Origin of the sequence: Streptomyces galbus (genome assembly GCF_005280195.1) — a bacterium.
GTDB lineage: Bacteria > Actinomycetota > Actinomycetes > Streptomycetales > Streptomycetaceae > Streptomyces > Streptomyces galbus.
The window spans coordinates 1-26,497 of record NZ_SZPR01000003.1; the positions used below are offsets into that span (position 1 = coordinate 1).

At 72.4% G+C, this 26,497-nt stretch carries 24 protein-coding genes and 1 tRNA gene; 17 read left to right on the top strand and 8 right to left on the bottom strand.

Annotated features, from left to right (window positions below):
* Positions 1 to 190: 190 nt before the first annotated feature.
* Entirely contained in the window at positions 191 to 478 is a 288-nt protein-coding gene (locus E4U92_RS37115; RefSeq protein ID WP_137298384.1) for a DUF6251 family protein, read from the bottom strand.
* 854 nt (positions 479 to 1,332) lie between these two features.
* Between E4U92_RS37115 and E4U92_RS01425 the strand changes: the two genes are divergently transcribed.
* Positions 1,333 to 1,698 (top strand): hypothetical protein, encoded by a 366-nt coding sequence (locus E4U92_RS01425; protein ID WP_137298385.1) that lies wholly within the window; start codon positions 1,333 to 1,335, stop codon positions 1,696 to 1,698.
* A gap of 347 nt (positions 1,699 to 2,045) precedes the next feature.
* Here E4U92_RS01425 and E4U92_RS01430 read toward each other — a convergent pair whose 3' ends face one another.
* Together E4U92_RS01430 and E4U92_RS36435 are read right to left on the bottom strand one after the other, a co-directional pair.
* The gene (locus E4U92_RS01430) at positions 2,046 to 2,342 is read right to left on the bottom strand and encodes a hypothetical protein (protein WP_137298386.1); all 297 of its coding nucleotides are present in this window, start codon (positions 2,340 to 2,342) and stop codon (positions 2,046 to 2,048) included.
* A gap of 564 nt (positions 2,343 to 2,906) precedes the next feature.
* A complete protein-coding gene (locus E4U92_RS36435) occupies positions 2,907 to 3,185 on the bottom strand; it encodes a hypothetical protein (protein WP_137298598.1) in 279 nt (92 codons plus the stop codon).
* Between the two features lie 78 nt (positions 3,186 to 3,263).
* On the opposite strand from E4U92_RS36435, the gene E4U92_RS01450 reads away from it, so the two are divergent.
* On the top strand, positions 3,264 to 4,019 hold the full coding sequence (locus tag E4U92_RS01450; protein WP_137298389.1) for a GntR family transcriptional regulator: 756 nt from the start codon (positions 3,264 to 3,266) through the stop codon (positions 4,017 to 4,019).
* A 150-nt stretch (positions 4,020 to 4,169) separates the two neighbouring features.
* Here E4U92_RS01450 and E4U92_RS01455 read toward each other — a convergent pair.
* Positions 4,170 to 4,256 (bottom strand) — tRNA-Ser (locus tag E4U92_RS01455).
* A 329-nt stretch (positions 4,257 to 4,585) separates the two neighbouring features.
* Between E4U92_RS01455 and E4U92_RS01460 the strand changes: the two genes are divergently transcribed.
* Complete coding sequence (locus E4U92_RS01460) at positions 4,586 to 5,179, top strand: hypothetical protein (protein ID WP_137298390.1); 594 nt, start codon at positions 4,586 to 4,588, stop codon at positions 5,177 to 5,179.
* 77 nt (positions 5,180 to 5,256) lie between these two features.
* Here the strand turns inward: E4U92_RS01460 and E4U92_RS01465 are convergent, their stop codons facing one another.
* Positions 5,257 to 6,846, bottom strand: a complete 1,590-nt coding sequence (locus E4U92_RS01465; RefSeq protein ID WP_137298391.1) for a S1C family serine protease — start codon at positions 6,844 to 6,846, stop codon at positions 5,257 to 5,259.
* Positions 6,847 to 7,197: 351 nt separating this feature from the next.
* On the opposite strand from E4U92_RS01465, the gene E4U92_RS01470 reads away from it, so the two are divergent.
* The 3 genes from E4U92_RS01470 to E4U92_RS01480 all read left to right on the top strand — a co-directional run bounded on the left by E4U92_RS01470 (position 7,198) and on the right by E4U92_RS01480 (position 9,997).
* Positions 7,198 to 8,028, top strand: a complete 831-nt coding sequence (locus E4U92_RS01470; RefSeq protein WP_137298392.1) for a glycerophosphodiester phosphodiesterase — start codon at positions 7,198 to 7,200, stop codon at positions 8,026 to 8,028.
* Positions 8,029 to 8,266: 238 nt separating this feature from the next.
* Entirely contained in the window at positions 8,267 to 8,893 is a 627-nt protein-coding gene (locus E4U92_RS01475) for an ATP-binding protein (RefSeq protein WP_137298599.1), read from the top strand.
* A gap of 138 nt (positions 8,894 to 9,031) precedes the next feature.
* Positions 9,032 to 9,997: a DUF5926 family protein gene (locus tag E4U92_RS01480; protein ID WP_137298393.1), complete on the top strand. Its 966-nt coding sequence runs from the start codon at positions 9,032 to 9,034 to the stop codon at positions 9,995 to 9,997.
* 291 nt (positions 9,998 to 10,288) lie between these two features.
* On the opposite strand, the gene E4U92_RS01485 is transcribed toward E4U92_RS01480, so the two are convergent.
* Complete coding sequence (locus tag E4U92_RS01485; RefSeq protein WP_174863635.1) at positions 10,289 to 10,984, bottom strand: hypothetical protein; 696 nt, start codon at positions 10,982 to 10,984, stop codon at positions 10,289 to 10,291.
* Positions 10,985 to 11,039: 55 nt separating this feature from the next.
* A complete protein-coding gene (locus E4U92_RS01490; protein ID WP_137298395.1) occupies positions 11,040 to 11,714 on the bottom strand; it encodes a bifunctional DNA primase/polymerase in 675 nt (224 codons plus the stop codon).
* A 449-nt stretch (positions 11,715 to 12,163) separates the two neighbouring features.
* Between E4U92_RS01490 and E4U92_RS01495 the strand changes: the two genes are divergently transcribed.
* The 4 genes from E4U92_RS01495 to E4U92_RS01510 all read left to right on the top strand — a co-directional run bounded on the left by E4U92_RS01495 (position 12,164) and on the right by E4U92_RS01510 (position 18,067).
* On the top strand, positions 12,164 to 13,696 hold the full coding sequence (locus E4U92_RS01495) for a PP2C family protein-serine/threonine phosphatase (protein ID WP_137298396.1): 1,533 nt from the start codon (positions 12,164 to 12,166) through the stop codon (positions 13,694 to 13,696).
* A 105-nt stretch (positions 13,697 to 13,801) separates the two neighbouring features.
* A complete protein-coding gene (locus E4U92_RS01500; RefSeq protein ID WP_137298397.1) occupies positions 13,802 to 15,268 on the top strand; it encodes an aminopeptidase P family protein in 1,467 nt (488 codons plus the stop codon).
* Between the two features lie 118 nt (positions 15,269 to 15,386).
* On the top strand, positions 15,387 to 16,745 hold the full coding sequence (gene pdxR, locus E4U92_RS01505; RefSeq protein ID WP_174863637.1) for a MocR-like pyridoxine biosynthesis transcription factor PdxR: 1,359 nt from the start codon (positions 15,387 to 15,389) through the stop codon (positions 16,743 to 16,745).
* A gap of 89 nt (positions 16,746 to 16,834) precedes the next feature.
* Positions 16,835 to 18,067: an MFS transporter gene (locus E4U92_RS01510; protein WP_137298399.1), complete on the top strand. Its 1,233-nt coding sequence runs from the start codon at positions 16,835 to 16,837 to the stop codon at positions 18,065 to 18,067.
* A gap of 32 nt (positions 18,068 to 18,099) precedes the next feature.
* Here the strand turns inward: E4U92_RS01510 and E4U92_RS01515 are convergent, their stop codons facing one another.
* Positions 18,100 to 18,546 carry an ATP-binding protein gene (locus E4U92_RS01515; RefSeq protein WP_137298400.1) on the bottom strand — a complete coding sequence of 149 codons (447 nt, stop codon included), beginning with the start codon at positions 18,544 to 18,546 and terminating at the stop codon, positions 18,100 to 18,102.
* A 254-nt stretch (positions 18,547 to 18,800) separates the two neighbouring features.
* On the opposite strand from E4U92_RS01515, the gene E4U92_RS01520 reads away from it, so the two are divergent.
* The 7 genes from E4U92_RS01520 to pheA all read left to right on the top strand — a co-directional run bounded on the left by E4U92_RS01520 (position 18,801) and on the right by pheA (position 26,156).
* Positions 18,801 to 19,619: a hypothetical protein gene (locus tag E4U92_RS01520; RefSeq protein ID WP_137298401.1), complete on the top strand. Its 819-nt coding sequence runs from the start codon at positions 18,801 to 18,803 to the stop codon at positions 19,617 to 19,619.
* 122 nt (positions 19,620 to 19,741) lie between these two features.
* Positions 19,742 to 20,491, top strand: a complete 750-nt coding sequence (locus E4U92_RS01525) for a YcnI family copper-binding membrane protein (RefSeq protein WP_137298402.1) — start codon at positions 19,742 to 19,744, stop codon at positions 20,489 to 20,491.
* A gap of 89 nt (positions 20,492 to 20,580) precedes the next feature.
* A complete protein-coding gene (locus E4U92_RS01530; protein ID WP_137298403.1) occupies positions 20,581 to 21,231 on the top strand; it encodes an SCO family protein in 651 nt (216 codons plus the stop codon).
* On the top strand, positions 21,228 to 21,710 hold the full coding sequence (locus E4U92_RS01535) for a copper chaperone PCu(A)C (protein WP_373311542.1): 483 nt from the start codon (positions 21,228 to 21,230) through the stop codon (positions 21,708 to 21,710). The genes E4U92_RS01530 and E4U92_RS01535 overlap by 4 nt, the downstream gene beginning before the upstream one ends.
* Before the next feature lie 13 nt (positions 21,711 to 21,723).
* Positions 21,724 to 23,805, top strand: coding sequence for a copper resistance CopC/CopD family protein (locus tag E4U92_RS01540; RefSeq protein WP_137298404.1), 2,082 nt, complete (start codon positions 21,724 to 21,726; stop codon positions 23,803 to 23,805).
* Positions 23,806 to 23,813: 8 nt separating this feature from the next.
* A complete protein-coding gene (gene efeB / locus E4U92_RS01545; RefSeq protein ID WP_137298405.1) occupies positions 23,814 to 25,103 on the top strand; it encodes an iron uptake transporter deferrochelatase/peroxidase subunit in 1,290 nt (429 codons plus the stop codon).
* A gap of 117 nt (positions 25,104 to 25,220) precedes the next feature.
* Positions 25,221 to 26,156: a prephenate dehydratase gene (gene pheA / locus E4U92_RS01550; RefSeq protein ID WP_137298406.1), complete on the top strand. Its 936-nt coding sequence runs from the start codon at positions 25,221 to 25,223 to the stop codon at positions 26,154 to 26,156.
* The last annotated feature ends 341 nt before the right edge of the window (positions 26,157 to 26,497 follow it).

Sequence of the window (26,497 nt, forward strand, 5' to 3'; positions counted from 1 at the left end):
GGGTCCTGGGTCCCGACCACCCTGACACTCTCACCGCTCGCGACAGCCTCGCCCGCGCTCGTGAGGCCGCGGCAGCTATTCAGCAACCGGATACAGCAACCCGAGCAACCGCCCCCGCCCATCAGCCTCCCTCAGAAACTCCCGAGCAACCGGTATGACCGTCCTCGACCGTTCTCTGTAGAGCTACGGATCAGAAGGTTGCAGGTTCGAGTCCTGCCGAGTGCAAACAGCGGCCGCAGACGGCGCTCAGTCGTCGCTGCTCGACTCCTCCTAATCTTCTGACTCCTCGGCGGCATCGCCGAGCCACCTGACCCGAGTGCGTGCGCTGCGCGGTGCGGTTCGGCGGTGCCTGGTGAATGTGCGCGATCTGTGGCCCGTTCGGCTGCTGGAAGGGCAAGGCGGAGGGGTCGGCGTAGACGTGCGTGCCGTCGGGGAGCTGGACGACCGTCAGTGAACGGTGCGCGAGGAGCCGTTCCATGGCGGACTCTCCGGGTTGATGTGGGGAAGAGTGCAGGCATACCGCACTCCGAGCCCGTTGCGAAGGACGTATCCCGCTTCGCGCCGGCACTTCGACCGGGTGTGGTGAGCGGCGGACCGGCGGTATGCCAGCGAGGCAGTGATCAGGCGGCTCGCTCAGTGAGCAGCGTATCGCGCACCGTCCGGCGCGTTCGTAGGGGACGTACGCAGCGTGCCGCGGATGCCCTCGGCGGTCACTTGCGCGTCCGTCCAATCGGCGGTCACCGTACGAGCCTCGACGAGCAGTTGATCGGCTGTGCGGCGGGGACGGGTCGACTTCGCTGCTTCGGGGATGCGGCCGGTGGCACGGCGGGGTCGCGGCGACTCCGCGGCGATCGAGTGCCGCTCGATCGGCTGGGCGATGGCAGATAGGACGGCCCGAACTGGCTCGAGCGCCCTGCCTATGCGTCGCAGGGTGACTGATTTCTTGCCCGCAACCCTTGGGTGCAACGACAGATTCGTGCGAAATCGGTCTGTTCAGATCAGAAATGCGCACCTTTCTGACGTTAAAATCTTCACCCCGGTTTCTGGATGTTCGATTGCTGTACGAATTTCAGCCAGCTAAGGTCGAAATCGAAACGCTAACACTGGGAGATCAAATGCTAAAGGATCAGGGGACACTCAGGGTGTGGACCTGCAGTTGTGGGCAGGTTAATCACAGTACGACTGTGTGTGCGAATTGCGGCAAAAGTAAAGGCAGCGACTAGTTGCGAGGTGCTTCACGTAAGGGGTTGAGGTCGAGCCGACTTCACTTTTCGGCTGCCGAGGTGGTTTTGGCACTCGGGTGTTAACAGAACCGCTTGGAAGGGGCATTTCGTGAACACTCCGCGGCTGAGGGCTGATACGGCTCGCCTCGATTTGGAGCTGCTCGTTGAAATCGCGGTCGAAAGCCTGTCGGGTAAAGATCGCCCTGCGTACCTCCGGGAGTACGTGTGGGATTACTCGGTGGCTGAAGACGAGTGCACTCTCGTGTTTACCTTGAGAACTGGCCGCAGTGCGGGATTGCAGCTCAAAACTGTAATCAAGGGTCTGGGTGAAGATGACGCGCTGCGACTCAAAGTAGATAGCGCCAATGAGCCAGGTGGTTTAAGCCTCAAGTATTTGGCGCATCTGCGAAAAGAGATGGATAATCTCGAATATAATTTGCGGAAAGTAGATGGTGACGTCGTTGTCTATCGCTGATCCATATATGGCGGATTCCTGTGCTCCTAGGCGCCGCGCTCGCTGAAGACAGGGTACGCCAGGGTTTAGCTGGCTTCCCATGCCGTGGCGGTCCGGGGGGGGAGCAACAGTAGTGGGAAGCTCGCTGTATTACATCAATAGCTGACATCAACGGAGGCGTACGACTACCGCTCCTCATGCGCCATCTGCTGATGCATCACCAGGTCCGAGGATGCGAACTGCCACCGAAGGTGGGACACCCGCCTACGGATCAGAAGGCCGTTACGGCGGGAGGCAGCCGGTACATAGGCCGGCTGCCTCCCGTTGGTGATGCGGTGTCTCGACCGCTGCCCGGTTCTCGTTGTCCCTCAGCCAGACTCAAGTTTGGCCAGGCGGTGGCCGCGGCTGTTCGCTACGCGCAGTACGTCCCCCAGGGCACCAGCCAACCGAGCGGCGAGGAGAGCTATGTCCTCGTCGTCGAGATCTCGGTCCTCCAGCACTTCAAGTGCGTCCTCTCGCAGTTTGGTCGCCGCCCCGAGTTGCATAGCCTCGATGTGATCCGCCAGGCGGGCCACGTAGCCGTCGTGGTCATCGGTGCTCAGGTAGCACGGCTTACCTTCTGGACCCGTCCAAGGGAGGAGCCTCAGTTCGTCCTGCACCCTCATCCTGGCGTCTGCCTCTCGGTGACCTCGGCATCGGACGTCTGGCCGTTCACCGCCCTGCCCCCGCCGGCTGGGCTTCGGCAGGCAGGGAGTGACAAGAGCAGTCGCAAGCTTCGTAGATCACCGGGATGTCGACCGGTGCCAGGGCCGGAGGCGACACCGCACACTCTCGGTGCGTACCGATCCGGCAGGCAGTCGATCGGTAGGGCGCTACACCCGGAGTACATCGAGGTCGGGACATCAGCGCACCCCCAGAAGAAGCGACCTCGCATTGGCCGGCAGGTAGGGAGCGACGACCACCGCCGGGTGCCGTCGCGTACGCCTCTCCCCGGCCAACATGTACGGGCGGATGAGCGCGTTGTCCTCTCCGGCGAGGCCGTAGCGGTGACCCCCGCCGTCAAAAGGTCGCCGTAGAGCGACCGTCGGCGCGTCAGCGGACGCACGGGAAGCCGGGGTGACCGGCGACCGAGGAGGCACGACGGCGCGGCGGTGCCTACCCCTGGAGACGTGCCGCCCTCTGGTGAGCGTGAAGGCTCGGCGGATACGGTTGAGCACGCTGATCAGCTCCTATCGCTGATGGCCCGGTCCCCCGACATCGCCCGTCGAGGGGACCGTTTTGCGTACGACCGCCCAAAGGGTGCGGCCGTTCAGGCTGGTGACGTGAAGTCCGAAGCGGTCCGCTTCGGCCACCGCTTCCAGGACCTCCCGCCATGACTCTGTGGTGAGCGATTCCGATACTTCCGCCTCGACCGACGTGTGCCGGGCGTGCTCTTCCACGTGCGCGGCGAGCCCGGCGGCCGATAACCGTGCTGCGATGGCCTCCGCACTCACACCTGAAGCAGGCACAGGGCAGCCTCCGTCACCGGCGATCACTTTCAGTGAAGCTAGTTAACTAGATTAGGGCTAGTGGACTAGATTTTCCACATGCCTGAGCAGCCGCCCTATCTCCGCATCGCCGACGAACTCCGGCGGCGGATCGCGGAGCACGAGTGGGAGCCGGGCGACCGCCTGCCCTCACGCGCCCAGATCGGCCAGGACTTCAGCGTGGGCGAGAACGTGGTGCGGCGGGCTCAGGAGTTGCTGATTTCCCAGGGCGTACTGGAAGGACGGGCCGGATCGGGGACCTACGTCGCCGAGCCTCGGCAGCGAGTGCGGATCGTCCGGTCCTCGGCGCGTGAGCAGCCCGCCGGATCGCCGTTCCGGGCGGACATGAAGGCCGTCGGCAGGCAAGGGGACTGGGAGAGCCGGACCGATGCCAAGGTGCCGGCGCCCGCCGACATCGCAGGGCGGCTCGGCATCGCCGAAGGGGACCTGTGCGTCCGGACGACGTACGAGTTCCTCGCCGACGGCAGGCCCGTGCAGCTGTCGACGAGTTGGGAGCCGTACGACCTCACAGCCGGCACCCTCGTCGTCCTCCCCGAGGGAGGACCGCACGCCGGGGCGGGAGTCGTGAACCGCATGGCCGTCATCGGCGTCACCGTCAGCCACGCCGTGGAGCAGCCCGAGCCACGGCAGGCAACCGCCGAGGAAGCGTCACTCCTCGGCATCCAGAAGGCCGCACTCGTCACGCACATCCGGCGGACGTACTACAGCGACGACGGGCGGCCGGTCGAGACAGCCGACATCGTCGTGCCGGCCGCTCACTGCGAGATCGTCTACGAGATCCCGATCAACCGGTAGACGACGCCGGAGCTCCTTTCACGGCGTGCCCCACCCGTGCCCCTTCCGTGCCCGTCCGGCCGGGAAACCAGGGGGAACAGCGGTACGAGGCGGGCACCGGACATGGCGACGGCCCCCGACCTTCATACCTGGTCAGGGACCGTTCGCCTGCGGTGGGTGTGGGATTTGAACCCACGGTGACATCGCTGCCACGACGGTTTTCAAGACCGTTCCCTTAGGCCGCTCGGGCAACCCACCCAGCCCGCGCCCACCTGGGACGGAGCGGGTACAGCGTACCGGGAGGGGGCCGCGGGCGGGGGCAGTGGTCCACACCTGGTCCACCAGGTCTGACTCGTCCCACGGACGTCGCTCGTTCCGGCTCACGCCGACACCACGGAAGTCGCGGCGGCCGGTAAAGCCCGTTTCGTGGGATTTTGATTGGCCGTGTCACAGGGTCGTCACCGTGTCGTCCTGGATCAAGGACCGGGGCAACCGCTCGGATCCTGGGCCCCTCATTGTGATCAGAACGCGCCGAGGGCCGTCCACGCCTCAGCCCCAACCATGAGATCACGCAGGGGAACTGACACATGATCTGTAACCGCCGCAAGGCCTTCCTTGTCTCCGCCGCGCTCCTGGGCGGCACCCTGCTGATGACGGCGTGCAACCAGAGCGACGAGGCCGACAGCTCCTCCGGCAAGGCCGACACGTCTGCAGCGCCGAGCACGTCTGGTGCCACAGGTGTCAGCGGTGCCTCCGTGTCCCCCTCTGCTTCCGGGAACACGTCCGGCGGTGGCACGTCCGGTTCCGGGAAGGTGTCCGGCCGTGGCAGCACGTCCGGTTCCGGGAGCACATCGGGTTCCGGCGAGACCGTCGTGGAGGGCCTCGACAAGGGCAAGGGCGTCAGCGGCACCTGGTACGGCATCGTGCGGTACGTGGCACCCGGCAAGTACCTGGTCGACGGTCCTGCGGCCAAGGGCTCCGGCGGTGAGCAGCAGGCGTTCTTCCTCGCCGAGGACACCGTGATCCTGGGTGGGGGCCAGATCTGCGGCACCGCCGGCTCGAAGGTGGACGCCCCCTGCGAGGAGGCCGACCTGGAGAAGGCCGCCAAGAAGGGCGTGGAGGCCGAAGTCGTGGTCAAGAACGGCATGGCCACTCAGATCACCGACGGTGCGCTCCTCTGATCCGACGGCTCGCAACGAGCAGAGGCGGTCTGCCGGAAGCCACACTTCCGGCAGACCGCCTCACTCATGGCGGTCGGTCAGCTGTCTCCGGTGCGGGAGCCGAGGGTGAGGTCGACGGTGCGGGTCTTGCCGCCGCGCTCGTAGGTGATCGTCACCTTGTCGCCGGGCTTGTGGGTCCAGATCTCGCCGATCAGGGTCGGGCCGCTGTCGATCACCCGGTCGTCGAGCTTGGTGATGACGTCGCCGGGCTTGAGGCCGGCCTTGGCCGCGGGACCGCCCGCCTCCACCGGCTCGGAACCGCCCGAGCCCTGGTCGGTGATCTTCGCCCCGCCCGCGCTCTCCTCCAGCGAGACGGAGGCGCCGATCTTGGCGTACACCGGCTTGCCGGTCTTGATCAGCTGTTGGGCGACGTACTTCGCCTGGTTGATCGGGATGGCGAAGCCCAGGCCGATCGAGCCGGCCTGGCCGGTGCTGCCCAGGCCGCCGCTGCTCGCCGACTGGATCGCGGAGTTGATGCCGATGACGTTGCCCTGGGCGTCCAGCAGCGGGCCACCGGAGTTGCCCGGGTTGATCGACGCGTCGGTCTGCAGCGCGCTCATGTAGGAGGCGTTGCTGCCGGTGCCGTCGCTCGACGCGACCGGGCGGTTCTTGGCGCTGATGATGCCCGTGGTCACGGTGTTGGACAGGCCGAAGGGCGCGCCGATGGCGATCGTGGAGTCGCCCACGGCCACCTTGTCCGAGTTGCCGAGCGTCAGCGGCTTCAGGTCCGAGGGGGCGCTCTTCAGCTTGATGACCGCCACGTCGTAGCCCTGTGCGTGGCCGACCACCTCGGCGTTGTACTTCTTGCCGTCGGGGAAGGTCGCCGTGAGCTTGCCGCCGTCCACCGCGTCGGCCACCACGTGGTTGTTGGTGACGATGTGGCCCTGCGTGTCGAACACGAACCCGGTGCCGGTGCCGCCCTCGCCGTTCGTCGACTCCGCCTCGATCGTCACGGTGCTCGGCAGCGCCTTGGCGGCGACACCCGCCACCGTGCCCGGGTCGCGCTTGACCGAGCCACCGCTGTCGGACGCGGAGACCGTCGTGGAACCGCCGGTGTCGTCGTTCTTGGCCAGGGTGTAGCCGAGGCCGCCGCCCAGGCCGCCCGCGGCCAGCGCGGCCACCAGGACCGCCGCGACCAGACCGCCCCTGCCCCGGCCCGCCTTCGGCGCCGGGTGCTGGGCGTACGTGGCGCCCCAGCCGGAGCCCGCTCCCGCCCCGCCGGCGCCCGCGGCCGCACCCGCGTAGGACGGGTCGGTGTACGACGGGTCCGCGTACGACGGGGTGGCGGGCGGCGGGGGAGGCCAGGCGCCGGTGCCGTCGGGGCTGCCGCCCGCCGCCGGGCCGCCGGGGTGCGGCGCCCGGGGCGCTGCCGCGTAGGGGTCCTGCGGCGGGGCGGACGGAGCCGGCGGGGGCCAGCCCGCCTCGGCCGCGCCCGCCGGTGCGGCGTCGTTGGGGCCCGGCGCCTCCGGCGTCCCGGACGGAGGGGCGGACGGCGTCGGGGGCAGGGGAGTCGTCGGGGCGCCCGCGTCGCCCGTGGTGTGCGGCCGGGAAGCCTCGGGAGATGCCACCGGCACGGGAGGTGCGGACGGGGCGGGGGGTACCGCGGTGCCCTCGTTCTCGGTGCTCACAGCTCTTCTCCTCGGTCCACGGCTGTTGTCGTCGGTCGCACTGGGGTCGCACTGGGTGACGCCTGTTGACGCTGTCTCGTCGGCCCGGTGCGCGGCAGCTGTGCAGGTGTGGTTGTACGGTCAGCTTTTCCCACGGGCCGTCAGAGCACCATAAGCGGTGGCTATGGGGGTGAAGCCAGTCCTTATATCCGACATTAGGGGTAATCCGGCCGCTTCACCGGAACATCTCAGACTGTTCTCAGACGGTTCTCAGAAAGCCGCTCCGCCGGGCTCCCGCAAGGGCCCTCCGGACCGGGTTCCGGGATGCCACTCCGAAGGACGGCTGCCCCGTCGTGGTGGCACCATGACGCGGTGACCCTCGCACGACAGCACCCGATCCAAGTCGTCGCCCACCGGGGAGCCTCCGAGGAGGCACCCGAACACACCCTGGCCGCCTACCGGAAGGCGATCGAGGACGGCGCGGACGCCCTCGAGTGCGACGTGCGGCTCACCGCTGACGGCCACCTCGTGTGCGTGCACGACCGCCGCGTCAACCGCACCTCCAACGGGCGCGGCGCGGTCTCCGCACTGGAGCTCGCCGACCTGGCCGCGCTGGACTTCGGCTCCTGGAAGGCACGGGAGGCGCTGCGCAGCCGGGACGAGGAGCCCGATTGGGAGTTCCGCCCCGAGGACCGCGAGCAGACCTCCGTACTGACCCTGGAACGCCTGCTGGAGCTGGTGGCCGACGCGGGGCGGCGCGTGGAGCTGGCCGTGGAGACCAAGCACCCCACGCGCTGGGCGGGGCAGGTCGAGGAGCGGCTGCTGCACCTGCTGAAGCGGTTCGGGCTGGACGCGCCGCCGGACCCGGCCGAGTCGCCGGTGCGGATCATGAGCTTCTCGGCGCGCTCGCTGCACCGCGTGCGTACCGCGGCACCGACGCTGCCGACGGTCTACCTCACCCAGTTCGTCTCGCCCCGGCTGCGCGACGGCCGCCTGCCGGCCGGCGTCGGCATCGCGGGCCCGTCGATCCGCATCGTGCGCAGCCACCCCGCGTACGTGGAGCGGCTGAAGCGGGCGGGCCACGGCGTGCACGTCTGGACGGTGAACGAGCCCGCGGACGTCGAGCTGTGCGTCGGGCTCGGCGTGGACGCGATCATCACCAACCGCCCGCGCGCGGTGCTGCGCCAGTTGGGCCGCCGCTGAGCGAGGGCGCGGCACCGGGCCGTCACCCTGGGGCGGTTCTGTGGGGCTTTGTCGGCTCTCACGTCACAGAAGTCCCAAAAGGGTGCCCGAGTCCCACCCTCACCCCTTGACCACACAGCCGGTCTACAGCATTCTCCGAATCGGCCACACCATCGAAATCCGGCCACGGACAGGCGCGCGACCACGGACTCCCCACGGGAGTGCACCGGCGCGTTCGCTCCGTGTTCGATCGCTGCGAATGCGTCACCGGAGGCGGATTGGCCGGTTTCCGGTTCAGGCCAATGGGGCATCCACACCGTGGCGTGGGGCGAAGGAGGTCTCGGGGGTGGCGTTGGTGGTGGCACAGGAGGTGCCCACGTCGTCGAGCATGGCCGTACCCCATGGCCCTGCGGGCGTGGGGGAAGCGCGACACCGCATGCGTGACCAGCTACGCGGGCGCGGAGTGTCGGAAGCGGTCATCGACGACGCCGTACTGATCCTGTCCGAACTGCTCAGCAATGCGTGCAAGCACGGCCGGCCCCTGGGCGACGCCCTGGCCGGGGACGGCGACGTCCGGGCCGCCTGGCGGGTGGACCCGACCGGACGGCTCGTCGTCGAGGTGACCGACGGCGGCGGACCGACCCGGCCCGCCCCGGCCACCCCGTCCGTCACCGCGCACGGCGGTCGCGGGCTCAACATCATCCGCGCGCTGGCCGACGACTGGGGCGTCCGGGACGACGTACGGGGCGAGGTCACCGTGTGGGTCGTCGTGCACGACGACGTCCACGACCCCGCCGCCCTGCACCGGCGCGACGACTTCGCCTCGCGGATCGCGGCGCCCCTGCCGTCACTGGACTTCGCGGACGCGTTCGACGAGCTGGACTGACGACCGGCTCGACCCGCGGGGTCCCCCGGTGGACCAGCCTTCCACCGGCGGCCCGTCGTCCACAGGTTCCCGTCCTTCCCCCCGTGAGCGGCTAGGCTCCCGCCCGTACCAGACGAGCCGTACCCGGGAGACACCCAGATGGCCAAGAAGCGACCCCAGACGAGGGCCACGCGGCCCCAGCTCACCGACGGGGAGATCCCGGTCGTCGGCGCCCGTGAGCCCTGTCCCTGCGGCAGCGGCCGCCGGTACAAGGCCTGCCACGGCCGGGCCGCCGCGCACGCGGTGACCGAGCTGGTGCACCGCCCGTTCGAGGGCCTGCCGGGCGAGTGCGACTGGGTCGCCCTGCGCGAGCTGGTCCCCGCGGCCACCGTGGAACTGCCCCTGAAGGACGGGCTGCCCGAGGACGTCCCCTCGGTCACGCTCGCCACCGTGCTGCCGATGGCCTGGCCGGCCCTGCGCCGCGACGACGGCTCGGTCCTGCTCGGCCTGCAGAACGACACGGCGTCCGGCGACATCAGCCGCGACCTCGCCGACACCCTCCAGCGCGCCCTGACCGCCCCACCCGGTACGCCGGTGCAGGCGCGCCGCGCGCCCGCCGACGGCCCGCGGCTGCAGGACCTGCTGGACGCGGAGGGCACTTTCGAGCCGGTCGTGCACAGCGGATTCGAGTTCTGGATCCCGGACACGGAGAACGCCACGCCGGAGGTGACCGCCTCCCTGGAGCGGGCCAACGCCGCCGCGATCCCGACCGTGAAGCTGGCCGGCGTGGACGCCGCGTACTGGTGCGAGACGCCGGAGAAGAACCACCTGCGGTGGGTCATGCCGCACCCGGAGGAGCAGCTCCTTGACGCGCTGGCGCGGCTGCACGCGGCGGGCCGCTCCAGCCTCGGCGAGGGCACCCGTCTGGTGGGGTCCTTCCGGGCGCACGGCCTGACGGTTCCCGTGTGGGACCTGCCCACCGGGGTCGGCGCGGACGACGTCGAGAAGCCCGCCGCCGAGTTCGCCGAGCGGCTCGCCGCCGCGCTGTCCTCCGACGCGCCGCTGACCGCCGAGGAGCGCCGGGCGCGCGGCGGTCTCACCAACCGGCAGGTCACGCTCAGCTGACCGCAATCGCACATGCGACGGACGCGCGACCGGGCGGCCGGACGGCACGCCCGGGCGGGCGACGGGTCCGCGGAGGAGGTGACTCCGCTCACAACTGCCGTTCGCAAAAGGGGAGTCGAAGCCAAGCAGGCCGCTCGGCGCGTGTCCGGAAAGCCGATGAAAACAGCAGATCGAATTTGCTTGGAGCCGATCTCTTGTTACCGTTCCAGTAGCCCGGTTGCTGGTGCATCCCCCGTCGCCAGCAACCGGGTCTTTTCATGCCAGGCCGGCTGTACACGACGGAGCGGGGCGTCAACTGCCCCAGTCTGCCTCGGAGTTGCTTCCGGAGCGCAGCAGCAGCGGGGCGTCGGCGGCGTCCGTGCCCGGGTCCGGCGCGGCGAACTCCGCGACCGCCCAGTAGCCCTCCGGTCCGCCCCCGCCCGGCCCGCGCGGGGTCTCGCAGCTCGCGGGCTCGTCGTCGGCGCTCACCGCGCACCGCGTCCGCACCGTCCGCCCGTCCGGCCCCATCAGGCTCAGCTCGGCGCCCAGGGCGCGGCCGGTGGAGTTGCGGTAGTAGGTGCGCGCCCAGGTCTCGTCGCCCTGCGTCAGCACACAGGTCTGCGCCTCGACGCCCTCCGGGGAGGAGAGTTCCGGACCGCAGCGGGCGGCCGTGGCGAGGCCGAGTCCGAGCGTGCGCGAGGAGGGGGCGTCGCCCGCCGGTCCCTTCGCGTCACCGTCCGCTGCGTCCCGTGCGCGTCCGTCCCCCGCGAGCGGGCCCCCGGCAGGGCCGGCCGTGCGTCCGTCGGCCGTCCGGTCGTCGTACGACCGGCCGCCGGCCGCCCCGTGGCCGGCCGCGCCGCCGCCGTACGACGGCTGGTGGACGACCGCCCGCGCGACGGACCGTACGGCGTCGTCCCCGTCACCGACCGGTCCGGCGGACGCCGCGGCCAGGGGAAGGACGAGCGCGCAGGTCGCGGCGGCGCCGAGGGCGAGGAGACGAACGTTCATGGGCGGGAACATACGGGGCGGAACCGCTCGCCCGCCCCGCGCGCGCCCGACACCCCTACAACTCGGGGGCGCTCACACCCGTACGAGTGAGGGCGTCGACGACCGCGTCCACCACGGCCTCCACGTCGGGCACCCAGGGGGCGGACGAGCCGGGCAGCGGGGCGCGCTCCCAGCGGACGGCGCCCTGGCCGGTGGCGGACGGCGGGAGCGCGAGGTAGCCGCCCTCGCCGTGGAAGCGCAGGGAGCCGGGGACGAAGTCCTTGGCGTACAGCAGCTCGCCCAACTGTTCCAGGCCGTAGGGCCGGACGAGGATCGACCAGCGGGCCGGCGAGGCGACCACCGGGCCGAGGCGCATGCCCTGGCGGTCGAGCGCGGCGAGCGCGCGGGAGGCCGCGAGGGCGGGGAGGCTGACCGCGCACGGGGCGCTGCCCCCGGTGGCCAGGACGATCGGGGCCGTCGGCCGGTTGGTCCACCACCAGCGCACCATGCGGGCGTCGGTGGTGGCCGCGAGGAGGCCGGGGTCGAAGGGGTGTGCTCCGGGCACGGTGCAGTCCGGGTCCGGGCAGGCGCAGCGGCCGCGCGCGTCGGCCGCCACACCGGGGAGCACGGGCCACTGCCATTCCGTCGCACAGGCCAGGGCCGCGCCGATCAACTCAGGCCCCCCGTCGCCGCGCCGGGAGCCTTTGCGCTGGGACAGGAGCCTGCGTCGCCTTCCGAGGATCTCGCGCATGAGCGCTCGTTCCTTTCCGTTGCACCGCTGGCAACACCGAGGGCCACATCACACCATGTGTCGATCACTTCACTGGGCGTACCTGTTGGCGCATCACACCCTTGCTGAGGCAAGGGAAACCCCACACTGCGGTCTATCAAATGCCTGGGCGTGGCGTGGGGTGGCGAAGTCTGGCGTTTTGCCGCGCCGCTGGTTCTCTCCGCCTCCGCCACGGGAGGATGGGGCACGGTCGTCGATGGCTAGGACGCTCGGGTCGGGCACCAGGTTCCGGGCGGCTGTCCGCCACCCCGGCCGTACCGAGTAGGTACCCATCACAACCGTTGTGACGCTCCGTGGAGCCAGTCCAGTCGACCGCAATCACCGGTAACCCGAGTCAGTTTCAAGCCAACTTCGCCTTTCCACAAGGGGTGCCGCGCCTCCCCACGGACACCAGGAATCCCAGCAGGACAATGCTGGACATCCCCTCACGAGTGCGTGTACATGTGGAGACACTGCTGGCGGCGCAGAATCACATGGGGGTTTGCGATGCTTCTCAGCAATACGCGCCGGTCCGAGAGCCGGACGCCATGAACGCCCCTCACCCTCCGAAAGTGGCCGGAATCGATTCAACGGTTCCCTCACCGGCACACACTGTCGCGCCCGCCCCCGCCGCCCCGGACGCCCCACCGGTCGCCTCCGCCCCCACCGCCCCCACCGCGCCGTGCGCCCCGGGAGCCCTCCTCCAGGACCGCCTCGCCGGCTGGGTCTCGGACCTCACGACCCTGCACGAACTCACCGAACGCCTCGCCCGCACGGGCTCCCTGGACGACGCTCTGCAGGAGCTGCTGCGCGCCGGTGCCGCCCTGGTGGGCGCCCAGCGCGGCCTGGTCGCCCTGGAACCGGCCGACGGCCTCGGCCCGGACACCACCCTCGGACTCGGACTCGGCCGCGCCGACCTCGGCCACCTGGAGACCGTGCCGCGCAGCGCCCTGCCGTTCGGCCGCCTCCTCGAGGGACTGCCCGGCGGCGAGGACGGCGTCGCCGAGCCCGACCTGTTCGCCCAGGACGGCCTCGATCCCCGCCACCGCGAGGTCGCCGCCCGCCTCGGGTACGCCGCCAGCTACGCCCTCCCCCTCGCCGGCGAGGCCGCCGGGCGCCTCGGCGCCGCCGTCTGGCTCTACGACGAGCCCGCCGAGCCGGACGAGCGCCGCCGCCACCTCGTCGGCCTGTACGTCCGCCACGCCGCCGAGCACCTGGCCCGGCTGCGCGAGGTCGAGCGCACGCGCGCGTGCATGCGGACGATCGCGGAGGAGCTGCTGCCGTCCCGGCTCCCGCGCGTGGCCGGCGTCCAGCTCGCCGTCCGGCACCGCACCGGTCCGCACGGCGGCGGCGACTGGTACGACGCGCTGCCGCTGCCGGACGCCGCCCTCGGCCTCTCCGTCGGCGCGGTCACCGGCTCGGGGCCCAGCGCCGTCGCCGCGATGGGCCGGCTGCGCGCCTCGCTGCGGGCCTACGCCGTGATGGAGGGCGAGGACCCGGTCGCCGTGCTCTCCGACCTGGAGCTGCTGCTGCGCCTGACCGAGCCCGCCCGCTCGGCCACCGCCCTGTTCGCCTACTGCGAGCCCGCGCTGCGCAAGATCACCCTGGCCGGCGCCGGGCACTGCCCGCCGCTGCTGACGGGGGTGCGGCGCACCGAGTTCGTGGAGACGACCGTGTCGGCGCCGCTGGGCATGCTCGCCTGCTGGGAGGCGCCGAGCGTGGAGCTGGAGGCGGAGGCCGGGGAGACGGTCCTGCTCTACACCGACGGGCTGCTGCACCGGACCGGGGAGTCCACCGACCGGGCGTTCGCGCGGCTGCACGCGGCCGCCGCCGGGGTGCCCCGGGCGCTGCGCCAGGACCCCGGCGCGGTCGCCGACCACGTGCTGCGCACGGTGCTGCCGGACGGCCTCGACGCGCAGGACGGCGCGGAGGACGTGGTGGTGCTCGCGGCACGCTTCGAATAGACCTCCGCCCGGTCCCGGTCAGGCCCGGTGTAACAGGTCCTCCGGCCCTGGGCCCCCTTCCGTGCGACCGTACGATGGAGGAGGTCCAGTGCCGTATCGAGGAGGATGACCGTGGCCGACGAGCTCACCCCGGAGACCCCGGAAGGCGACGCCGAGGAGCCCATCAAGCAGCGGAAGAACGGCCTGTACCCGGGCGTGTCCGACGAGCTTGCCGAGAACATGAAGTCCGGCTGGGCGGACACGGAGCTGCGCGACCTCGAGCCGGTCCCCCAGGCCGCCGAGACCGCCGCCCGCCGCGCCGCGCTGTCCGCCCGCTTCCCGGGCGAGCGCCTGGTGATCCCCGCGGGGAACCTCAAGATCCGCTCCAACGACACGGACTACCCGTTCCGCGCGTCCGTCGAGTACGCGTACCTCACCGGCAACCAGACCGAGGACGGCGTCCTGGTGCTGGAGCCCACCGCCGACGGCCACCGCGAGACGCTGTACCTGCTGCCGCGCTCCGACCGGGAGAACGGCGAGTTCTGGCTGTCCGGGCAGGGCGAGCTGTGGGTCGGCCGCCGGCACTCCCTGACCGAGGCCGGGAAGCTGTACGGCATCCCCGCGTCCGACGTGCGCGAGCTGGCCGACGCGCTGCGCGAGGCCACCGGCCCGGTGCGGGTCGTGCGCGGTCACGACGCCGGGATCGAGGCGGCCCTGACCGACAAGGTCACCGCCGAGCGCGACGAGGAGCTGCGCGTCGTCCTCTCCGAGATGCGGCTGGTCAAGGACGACTTCGAGGTCGCCGAGCTGCAGAAGGCCGTCGACTCGACGGTGCGCGGCTTCGAGGACGTCGTGAAGGTCCTCGACAAGGCCCGGGCCACCTCCGAGCGCTACATCGAGGGCACGTTCTTCCTGCGCGCCCGCGTCGAGGGCAACGACGTCGGCTACGGCACCATCGCCGCGGCCGGGCCGCACGCCTGCACGCTGCACTGGGTGCGCAACGACGGCCCCGTGCGCTCCGGCGACCTGCTCCTGCTGGACGCGGGCGTGGAGACGCACACGTACTACACCGCCGACGTCACGCGGACGCTGCCGGTCGACGGCCGGTTCACGGAGATCCAGAAGAAGATCTACGACGCCGTGTACGACGCCCAGGAGGCCGGGATCGCGGCCGTGCAGCCGGGCGCCAAGTACCGGGACTTCCACGACGCCGCCCAGCGGGTGCTCACCGAGCGGCTCGTGGAGTGGGGGCTCGTCGAGGGGCCGGTCGAGCGGGTGCTGGAACTCGGGCTGCAGCGGCGCTGGACGCTGCACGGCACGGGCCACATGCTGGGCATGGACGTGCACGACTGCGCCGCCGCGCGCACCGAGACCTACGTGGACGGCGTGCTGGAGCCGGGCATGGTGCTGACGGTGGAGCCCGGGCTGTACTTCCAGGCCGACGACCTGACCGTGCCGGAGGAGTACCGCGGCATCGGCGTGCGGATCGAGGACGACATCCTGGTCACCCGGGACGGCAACCGGAACCTCAGCGCCGCGCTGCCCCGGCGGTCCGACGAGGTCGAGAGCTGGATGGCCTCCCTCCAGGGCTGAGGGAGCGAAGTAGGACAGGAGACGGCCGGGCACCGCGCGGGTGCCCGGCCTTTCGCTGCGTCCGGGGCCGTCGGGGGGGCTCCGTGTGCGCTCCCCGTGCCCCCGTCAGGGAGTCGGTGTGGACCTGCATCTGGAGCTGCGGCCGGACGTGATCGCCGCCGTGGGCCGGCGCGCCGGGCTCGAGCGCGCCCTGCGCGAGGCGGTACGGGACGGGCGGCTCGCCCCCGGGGAGCGGCTGCCGGCGACCCGGCGGCTGGCCGAGGAGCTCGGCGTCTCGCGCAACACCGTCAAGGCGGCGTACGACCAGCTCGTCGCGGAGGGCTTCCTGACGGCCCGGCAGGGCTCGGGGACCCGGGTCGCCTCGCTGCCCGCCCCGGAGGCCGGGCCGGCCGAGGCCGCCGCCCGCGCGCGCGAGCCCCGTTTCGACCTGCGGCCCGGCAGCCCGGACGTCGGGGCGTTCCCGGCCGCCGCCTGGCTGCGGGCGCTGCGGCGCGCCATCGCCTCCGCGCCCTCCCTGGCGTACGACTACGGCGACCCGCGCGGGCGCATCGAGCTGCGGACCGCGCTGTCCGGCTACCTGGGGCGGGCGCGCGGGGTCGTCGCGCCGCCGGAGCGCATCGTGATCACCTCCGGGTACGTGCAGGGGCTCGCGCTCCTCACGCGCGTGCTGGACGGCTCCACCCTCGCCATGGAGGACCCCGGGCTGCCGTTCCACCGGGAGGTGGTGCGGCGCAACGGGGGCCGGGTGGTGCCCGTGCCCGTCGACGAACGCGGCCTGCTGGTCGAGGAGTTGGGGGACGCCGCGGCCGTGGTGGTCACGCCCGCGCACCAGTACCCGACCGGCGTGACGCTGCACCCCGGGCGGCGGCGGGCGCTCGGCGACTGGGCCCGCGCCCGGGACGCCCTGGTCGTCGAGGACGACTACGACGGGGAGTTCCGCTACGACCGCCAGCCCGTCGGCGCGCTCCAGGGCATGGCGCCGGGCCAGGTCGTGTACCTCGGCACCGCGTCCAAGACGCTCGGGCCCGCGCTGCGGCTGGGCTGGATGGTGCTGCCGCCGCACCTGGTCGACGCGGTCGCCGACGCCAAGCTGCACAGCGACCACCACACCGAGACCATCGGGCAGCTCGCGCTCGCCGAGCTGATCGACAGCCACGCCTACGACCGGCACGTGCGGGCCAGCCGGCTGCGCTACCGGCGCCGCCGCGACCTGCTGGTGGACCGCCTCGGCGGGCGCCGGGGCGTGCACGGGATCGCGGCCGGGCTGCACGCGCTCGTGGAGGTCGCCGACGAGGCGGACGTCGTGGCCCGCGCCGAGGCGGCGGGGCTGGCGGTCGGACGCCTCGGGGACCACTGGCACACCCCGGGGGCGACCGGGCGGCCGCAGGGCCTCGTGGTGGGGTACGGCACGCCCCGGGAGCGCGCCTACCCACAGGCGCTGGAGGTACTGGCCGGCGTGCTCGGACGGGATGCGTGAGCAGGCGCGCGGGGACGCGGAATTGGACCACCGACATGGCATTTCATTGGGCCTGCTCATGGCTCCAATGAGTCCGTAGCGTCGCCGGCATGACGCAGCGCCCCGCACCCCGGCACCTGCTCGCGCTCGCCCAGTTGAGCAACTCCGTGGGCGACGGCGCGTACTGCACGACCTCCGCCCTCTACTTCACCCAGGTCGTCGGACTCGCCCCCGCGCGCGTGGGCCTCGGGCTGACCGTCGGCTGGGCGGTCGGCTCGCTCGCCGGGGTGCCCCTGGGGCGGCTCGCCGACCGGCGCGGCCCACGCGGTACCGCCGTGCTGCTGGCCCTGGGCACGGCGCTCGCGGTGGCGTCCTTCACCGCGGTGCGGGGCTTCCTGCCGTTCGTGCTGGTGGCGTGCGGGTACGCCGCCGCGCAGTCGGGGCTCGCGGCGGCGCGCCAGGCGCTGCTGGCGGTGCTGGTGTCCGCCGGGGAGCGGACCGGGCTGCTGGCGCGGCTGCAGGCGACGCTGAACGCCGGGCTGGCCGTCGGCGCGGGGCTCGGCGGGCTCGCGCTGCACTCCGGGACGCGCGGGGCGTACCTCGCGGTGTTCGTGCTGGACGCGGTGAGCTTCCTGGTGTGCGCGGGACTGCTGTCGGCGCTGCCGGCCGCGGCACCGGGGGCGGTGGCCGGCGTGGTGCCGGGCCGTCGGCCGGCGGGGCCGGGGGTGCTGCGCGACCGGCCGTACGCGCGCGTGGCGCTCCTCAACACCGTGCTGCTGCTGCGGCTGCCGCTGCTGAGCCTGGTGCTGCCGCTGTGGATCACCACCCGGACCGAGGCGCCCGCCTGGCTGGTGTCGGGGCTGTTCGTGCTGAACACGGCCGCGGTGACGCTGTTCCAGGTGCGGGCGGCCCGCGGGGTGGACGGCGTCGAACCGGCCACGCGCGCGGTGCGGCGGGCGGGCTGGGTGATGCTGGCCGCGTGCGCCGTCTTCGCGCTGTCCGCCGGTCACGGGACGGCGTGGGCGGTGGGGCTGCTGGTGCTGGGCGCGGTGCTCCAGGTCGCGGCCGAGACGGGGCAGTCGGCCGGGTCCTGGCAGCTGTCGTTCGAGCTGGCCCCGCCCGACCGGGTGGGCGAGTACCAGGGGTTCTTCGGCACCGGCGTCACCGTCGCCCGCACCCTGGGCCCGCTGCTGCTGACCTCGCTGCTGGTGGAGTGGGGCACGCCGGGCTGGCTGCTGCTGGGCGCGGTGACGCTCGGGGCGTCGTACGCGATGGGCCCCGCGGCGCGGCGGGCCGCCGGCCGGTTCCCGGCCGAGGCCGGGCAGCACGTGCGGGTGGGGTGACGCGCGCGAAGGGCGTCCGGAGGGAAGGTGCCTCAGACGGCCACGAGCGGCGCGTTCTCCCGCCACTTGAGGATCTTGTCGAAGCTCACCACCGCGCCACCGACCCCGGAGTGGTTGCCGATCCGGACGTGGTCGGCGAGCTCCCGGATGAGGTAGAGGCCGCGGCCCTGCTCGGCGTCGGTGCGGGCGGGGCGCACGGTGGCGTCCTCGCCGGCGAAGCCGGGGCCCGAGTCGGTGACCTCGATCCGGCACATCTCGCCGTCCAGGTACGCGGTGACCCGGTACTCCGCGCCACCGTCCTGCGCGTCGGCCCCGCCGTGCTCGACGGCGTTGGCGCAGGCCTCACTCAGGGCGACGGACAGGTCGTAGCAGACGTCCGGGTCGACGCCCGCGGTCTCCATCGCGCCGAGCAGGAGGCGCCGGGCGAGCGGCACGCTCGCGGCTTCGCGCCGCAGATGCAGTGACCACCAGATGCTCATGCTCCAGCCTCCCGGCCGCGGCTCGACATACCCCTACGTATTGCCGCCGGTGGCCCTGCGTAACCGCCCATCCGACGTGATGCCGCCCATATGGGGGATGCGCCACGCGCATCAACCGGTGTATGTAGGGCCACTTGCCCCAGTGGCACCAGAAGGTGATCTTCCCCGTGCACACCGGCACGCACCCGGGTGCACCGGAATCTTGTGGACCTGGCGTACGGCGGCCGTGGGGCCAGTGCGATGATGAGCCCGCCATGAGTGTCCCCCACCAGTCTCCGGCGCGTGCAGGAGACGGTCTCCGGCTGCTGCGGGCCGCGGTCTTCGCCGCGGTCTGTGTCGTGCTGGCCGCCGCCGGACACACCCTGGCCTCCTGCGTGAGCGTGCCGCTGTGGACGCTCGGCGCCGGATTCCTCGGGGTCCTCGTGGTCGTCGCGCCGCTCGCCGGCCGGGCCCGGACCCTGCCGGGCATCGCGGTGGTCCTGACGCTCGGCCAGACCGTGCTGCACACCCTGTTCGGGCTGGGCCAGCACGGCACCCGCGCCGTGACGGCGACGGCCGACGACGCCGTCGTACGACAGGCCGCCCGCATCCTGTGCGGCAGTGCCGCGGCCCCGCTCAGCCCCGCCCAGGCCCAGCGGATCCTCGCCGACGCGCGGATCCTCGACGGCGGCTCCGGCGGTGCCATGAGCGGCATGAGCGGGATGGACCACTCGGGCGACGCGCTGACCGCCGGGGCGTCCTCCGCGTCCCTGCTGCCCTCGCTGCCGATGCTGCTCGGCCACGTCCTCGCGGCCGTGGCCGCCGGCTGGCTGCTGCGCCACGGCGACCTCGCGCTGCTGCGCCTGCTCGCCCTGTCGGCGCACGGAGTCGCCGAGGGGGCGCTCGTACGGTCCCTGCGCGGGGCGCTCGCGCTGGTGCGGGCCCTGCTCGCCGGACTGCCCGGCGCGCCCGGCCCGCGCGTGGCCCGCCCCGCCGCCACCCCGCCCGTGCCCGTCCCGCACGGCGTGCTGCTCCAGCACTCGGTGATCCGTCGCGGCCCGCCGGCCGCCTCCGCTCTGCTTCTCGCTGCCTGACACGACGCGACCGGCACCCCCGCTCCACGACCGGGAGGCGCGGCCGCCGTCGTGCGGCACGCGCGCGTGCGCCTGAGCGCACGTCCTCACCCGATCTCACTCAGAGTGGAGTGCTTGCTTCCATGAAGGCTTCCCGTCTCGCCGCCGCCGCGGCCGTCGCCGGTTCGGCCGTGCTCGTCCTGTCCGGCCCCGCGTTCGCGCACGTCAGCGTGAGCCCCGAGGGCACCGCCGCCAAGGGCGGCTACGCGACCGTGGACTTCAAGGTCCCCAACGAGCGCGACAACGCCTCGACCACCAAGCTCGAGGTGGCCTTCCCGACCGACCACCCGCTGGCCTCCGTGATGCCGGAGCCCATCCCCGGCTGGACCGCCCAGGTCACCAAGGCCAAGCTGGCCAAGCCGCTGACCGTGCATGGACAGCAGATCTCCGAGGCCGTCTCCAAGGTCACCTGGACCGCCTCCGGCAAGGGCATCGAGCCCGGCTTCTTCCAGAAGTTCCCGCTGTCCGTGGGCCCGCTGCCCGAGGACGCCGACGAACTGGTCTTCAAGGCGATCCAGACGTACTCCAACAAGGAGGTCGTGCGCTGGATCGAGGTCCAGCAGGACGGCCAGGAGGAGCCGGAGAACCCTGCGCCGGTGCTGGAGCTGTCGGCCGCGTCCGACGACCACCACGGCGGCGGCGCCAAGGGCGCCTCGGACGACTCCGACGACGCGAAGACGGCGCAGACCGGCGCCCAGGCCGCCGACACCGACTCCGACGACGACGGCGGCAGCGACACCACCGCCCGCGTCCTCGGCGTGGCCGGCATCGTCGTCGGCGCCGCCGGCGTGGCCTACGGCGTGTTCGCCGGCCGCCGCCGGTCCGACGCCTGACCCTGCTCGTCCGTGCCGCGCACCGGGGGCGGCGGTCGCCCCGCCGGCCCCGGTGCGCGCCGGATTCCATACATCTGGGACATTTCTCTATGCGCAAGAAGACGTTCGCCGCGGCGGCCCTGCTCGCCGCCGCCACGCTCACCCTCTCCGGCTGCGGCAGCGACGACGGCGGCAGCAGCCCGGTCGCCGAGGTCTCCGCCGACGCCACCCAGCAGTCCGCGATCGTGCTCGACCAGCCGTTCACCAAGCCGGACCTGAAACTCACCGACACCCAGGGCAAGAAGTACGACCTGCGCGCCGAGACCAAGGGCAGGCCGACGCTGCTGTACTTCGGCTACACCAACTGCCCCGACATCTGCCCGCTGACGATGAACAACATCGCCGTCGCCAAGAAGCAGCTCCCCCAGGCGGAGCAGGACCGGCTGCGCGTCGTGTTCGTGACGACCGACCCCGCCCGGGACACCCCGGCCGCCCTCGGCGCGTGGCTCAAGGGCATCGACCCGCAGGTCGTCGGGCTCTCCGGCGACTTCACGGCCATCCAGACCGCGGCCCGTTCGGTCGGCATCACCATCGAGCCGCCGCACAAGGACAAGAACGGCAAGACGGTCTCCACGCACGGCACCCAGGTGGTCGCCTTCTCCCCGAAGACCGACGGCGGGTACGTCCTGTTCACGGAAGAGGCCTCCGTGGACGACTACGTGAAGGACCTCCCCAAGCTCATCCAGGGGGAGAAGCCGTGAGGCACCTCGCCGTGAGGCACCTCGCCGTGAGGCACCTCGCCGTGCCCGTGGCGGTGCTGGCCGGGGCGCTGCTCCTCGGCGGCTGCGGCGACGACGGCGGCGGCCGGCCCGAGCTGTCCATAGGCTCCGCCTACATGCCCCAGCCGGTCTCCGGCTCCATGGCGGCCGGCTTCCTGACCGTCACCAACAAGGGCGGCGCCAAGGACGAGCTGACCTCGGTCACCAGTGACGCCGCCGGCGACGTCACCGTCCACGAGACGGTCGGCGGGTCCATGCGGGAGGTCGACAGGATCGAGGTGCCCGCGCACGGGCGGCTGGTGTTCGAGAGCGGCGGGAACCACCTGATGTTCGAGAACCTGAAGAGCAGGCCGCGCGAGGGCGGGAAGGTGTCCGTCACCCTCCACTTCGCCGGCTCCGGCGCCGTGACCGTCGAGATGCCGGTGCGGTCCGCCACGTACACCCCCACGACCGGACACTGACGGAGGGACCACCGTGACTCAGGCCATCGCCCCCCGCGTCCGGACGCTGGTGCTGCTGTTCCTGGCGGCCGTCGCCGCGCTGCTCGTCGGCGCCGGACCGGCCGCCGCGCACGCCGCCCTGACCGGCAGCGACCCCGCGCAGGGGACGGTGGTCGACACGGCACCCGCCCAGGTGTCGCTGACCTTCTCCGAGAAGGTCGCGACCTCCGACGGCTCGCTGCGCGTGCTCGACCCCAAGGGCAAGCGGGTCGACACGGGCAAGCCGGCCAACGTCTCCGGCACGACGTACGCGGTCCAGCTCCACGCCGGACTGCCCGACGGCACGTACACCGTGACCTACCAGGTGGTGTCCGAGGACAGCCATCCCGTCTCCGGTGCCTACACCTTCTCCATCGGCGCGCCCTCCCGGACCAGCGTCCCGGTGTCCGGCCAGGAGGTGGGCGGCGGGGTCGTCGGCGGGCTGTACGGCTTCGGTCGGTACCTGTCCTACGCCGGGTTCATCGTGCTGGTCGGCGGGGCCGCCTTCGTGCTGGCCTGCTGGCCGCGCGGGACCTCGGTGCGGGCCGTGCAGCGGCTCGTCGTCTCCGGCTGGCTGGCGCTCACCGCCGCCACGCTCTTCCTGCTGCTCCTGCGCGGCTCGTACACCGGCTCCGGCAAGGTCGCGGACGTCTTCGACCTGGACCTGCTCGGCGACGTCCTGCAGACCAAGACCGGCGCGGCCCTCGTGTCCCGGCTGCTGCTGCTCGCCGCCGCGGCGCTCTTCATCGCCGTGCTGTTCGGCGCGTACGACAAGCGCGACGACGAGGAGAAGCGGGACCTGACCTTCGGGCTGGCGATCGGCGGGGCGGTCGTGGCGGCCGGGCTCGCCGCGAGCTGGGCCATGGCCGAGCACGCCTCGACGGGACTGCAGCCGGGCATCGCCATGCCCGTCGACGTGCTCCACCTGCTCGCCGTCGCCACCTGGCTCGGCGGCCTGGCGACGCTGCTCGTCGCGCTGTACCGCGCGCCCGCCGACCAGCCGGTCGAGGCGGCCGCCGTACGGCGCTTCTCCACCGTCGCCTTCAGCAGCGTGGTCGCGCTGGTCGCGACCGGGACCTACCAGTCGTGGCGGCAGCTGGGCTCGTGGTCGGCGTTCACCGACACGCGGTACGGGCAGCTCCTGCTGGTCAAGATCGGGCTGGTGGCGCTGCTGGTGGGCGTCGCGTCGATCTCCCGGCGGTGGACCGGGCGGCTGGCCGGGGCCGCGCTGCCGGGGTCGCGGGCCACCGCGGAGGCGGACGTCGAGGCCGGCGTCGGCGCCGGTTCCGGGAAGGCCGCCTCCGCCGGGAAGGGCGCCTCCGCCGGGAGCTTGGGCGCGGGCAAGACTTCGGGCGCGGGCACCCAGGCCGGCCCGGGCAGGCGGGGTACGGGGAAGCCGGGCACCGGGAAGCAGGGCACGGCGGGCGCCGGTGCCGGCCGGGGCTCGGGTGAGGAGCCCGGTGACGCCGCGACCGGTGCCGTCGGCTCCGAGCGGGCCGCCCAGCTCGCGCGGCAGCGGGCCGCCGAGGACGCCGCACGGCAGAAGCGGCTCCGCGACGCCGACCCCCACCGCTTCGGGCTGCGCCGCTCGGTGCTCGCCGAGGCGGGTGTCGCGGTGGTCCTGCTCGCCGTCACCACCGCGCTGACGTCCACCGAGCCGGGCCGCACCGAGCAGGACGCCAAGGCGGCCACGGCGGCTTCGTCGTCCTCGTCGTCCGGCACGGGCAGCTCCTCCGGCGCGCTGACCCTGGACATGCCCTTCGACGCGGGCGGCACGAACGGCAAGGGCGTCGTCAGCGTGGACCTCGACCCCGCCCGGGTCGGCGGCAACGAGATGCACGTCTACGTCACCCGGCCCAACGGCCGCGCCTTCGACGTCCCCGAGGTCAAGGTCGCCCTCACCCTGGAGTCCCAGCGCATCGGGCCCCTGCCCGTCGCCCCCGACCACATCACCACCGGCCACTGGTCGGCGAACGGCGTGCAGATCCCCATGGCCGGCGAATGGAAGATCGCCGTGACCGTGCGGACCTCCGACATCGACCAGGTGACCGTCTCCAAGAACGCGCAGATCGGCTGAACCGCACCATGCCCGACCAGTCCCTCCCCGAAGCTTCCCCGTCCACCGCGCCGGACGCCCCGTCGCAGGCCCGCGCCGACCGGGGGCTGTCCCGTCGCGCCCTCCTCGGCACCGCCGGCGCCACCGGGCTCGTGCTCGGCGCGGCGGGCGGAGCCGTGGGGTACGCGGCCGCCCCCGCGCCGGCCACCCCGCTGGCGTCCGTCGGCAGCGAGCAGGTGACGTTCCACGGGAAACATCAGCCCGGCATCCTCCAGGGCCTCCAGGCCCACGGCCACCTCGTCGCGTTCGACCTCACGCCCGGCGCCGGCCGTACCGAGGCGGCCGCGCTGCTGCGCCGCTGGTCCGGGACCGCCCGGCGGCTGATGGCGGGCGAGGCCGCGGCCCACGGCGACACGGACGTGGCCCGGGACGCGGGGCCGTCGTCCCTGACGGTCACCTTCGGCTTCGGCCACAGCTTCTTCGCCCGCACCGGGCTGGAGAAGCGCCGGCCGGTCGCCCTGGACCCGCTGCCGGCCTTCTCCTCCGACCACCTAGACGCCCGGCGCAGCAACGGCGACCTGTGGGTGCAGATCGGCGCGAACGACGCCCTGGTCGCCTTCCACGCCCTGCGCGCGCTGCAGAAGGACGCGGGCGGCGCGGCCCGGGTGCGCTGGCAGATGAACGGCTTCAACCGCTCGCCCGGCGCCACGCCCCACCCCATGACGGCCCGCAACCTCATGGGCCAGGTCGACGGCACGCGCAACCCCAAGCCGTCCGACGCCGACTTCGACCGGCGGATCTTCGTGCCGGCGTCCGGCTCGGCCGACCCCGCCTGGATGGCGAACGGCTCCTACGTGGTCGTACGCCGCATCCGCATGCTCCTCGACGACTGGGAGCGGCTGTCCCGGGCGGCGCAGGAGCAGGTCATCGGGCGCCGCAAGGCCGACGGGGCGCCGCTGACCGGGGGCACCGAGACAGCCGAGATGGACCTGGAGAAGACGGACGCGAACGGCGACCTGGTGATCCCGCTGAACGCGCACGCCCGGATCACCCGGCCCGACCAGAACGGGGGTGCGGCGATGCTGCGCCGGCCGTTCTCGTACCACGACGGCTTCGACGCGGACGGCACCCCGGACGCGGGCCTGCTGTTCGTCTGCTGGCAGGCGGACCCGCTGCGGGGCTTCGTCACCGTGCAGCGCAAGCTGGACCGCGGGGACGCGCTGTCGCGGTTCATCCGGCACGAGGCGAGCGGGCTGTTCGCGGTGCCGGGCGGGGCGGCCGAGGGGGAGTACGTGGGGCAGGCGCTGCTGGAGGGGTGAGGGCGGAGTGCGCTCCGCTGACGGTCCGACCTGCGGGACGGGCTCCCAAACCACCCGGTCGAGTGGTTGTCGTGAGACGCCTCCGCCGTCTGCGCGTGGGCCCATTAGGGTGAGGTCATGCCAGCGAGCTATGCGTATCTCGGTCCCGAGGGCACCTTCACCGAAGTCGCCCTGCGCACGCTTCCCGAGGCGGCCACCCGGCAGCTGATCCCGTACGTGTCGGTGCAGTCGGCGCTGGACGCCGTGCGCACCGGCGAGGCCGAGGCCGCGTTCGTGCCGATCGAGAACTCCGTCGAGGGCGGCATCACCACCACCCTGGACGAGCTGGTCGCGGGCAGCCCGCTGATGATCTACCGCGAGGTGCTGCTGTCGATCACCTTCGCGCTGCTGGTCCGGCCGGGCACGACGCTGTCCGACATCAAGACCGTCTCCGCCCACCCGGCCGCCCAGTCGCAGGTGCGGAACTGGCTGCGCGCCCACCTCCCCGACGCCGACTGGGAGTCCGCCGCCTCCAACGCGGACGCCGCCCGCCTGGTGCAGGAGGGCCGCTACGACGCCGCGTTCGCCGGTGAGTTCGCCGCCGCGCGCTACGGCCTGGAGGCGCTGGAGACCGGGATCCACGACTTCCCGGAGACCGCGCAGACCCGGTTCGTGCTGGTCGGCCGCCCGGCCCGGCCCGCCGCGCCGACCGGCGCCGACAAGACCTCCGTGGTGCTGTGGCAGCGCGACGACCACCCCGGCGGGCTGCGCGACCTCCTCGGCGAGTTCGCCACCCGGGGCATCAACCTCATGCTGCTGCAGTCCCGCCCCACCGGGGCCGGCATCGGCAACTACTGCTTCTGCATCGACGCCGAGGGGCACATCTCCGACCGGCGGGTGGCGGAGGCGCTGACCGGGCTGAAGCGGATCTGCCTGGAAGTGCGTTTCCTCGGCTCGTACCCGCGGGCGGACCTCACGGCGGCCGAGGTCCGGCCGCCGCGTCCGGGCACCTCGGACGAGGAGTTCGCGTCGGCGGCGGACTGGGTGGCGCGCTGCCAGGACGGCCGTTTCTAGCCGCTTCCAGCCGTTCCCGACCGTTCCCGGCCAGTAGTACGGCCATATCGTCGTTGTCCACAGGAGTTATCCACAGCCTGCGTTCTCGACCTGGGGACAAGTCGACACGGGAGCGCGACCTGGTCGACAAATCGCCCTACAGAGCCGATGCCGGGCGTTCACCCCACAGGTCACCCCTCGTCCACTTGTTTTCGCCGCGCCCTCCGTTGGAGCGACCCTTTTCCACCCGAAAGTGGGGTCAGGACCGGTTTGCGCGAGGAATGGACACCCGGGGAAACCGGACGCGTGATGATCAATTCGAATGTCCACAGATTGTCCTCACACCCTGTGGATAACTCTCT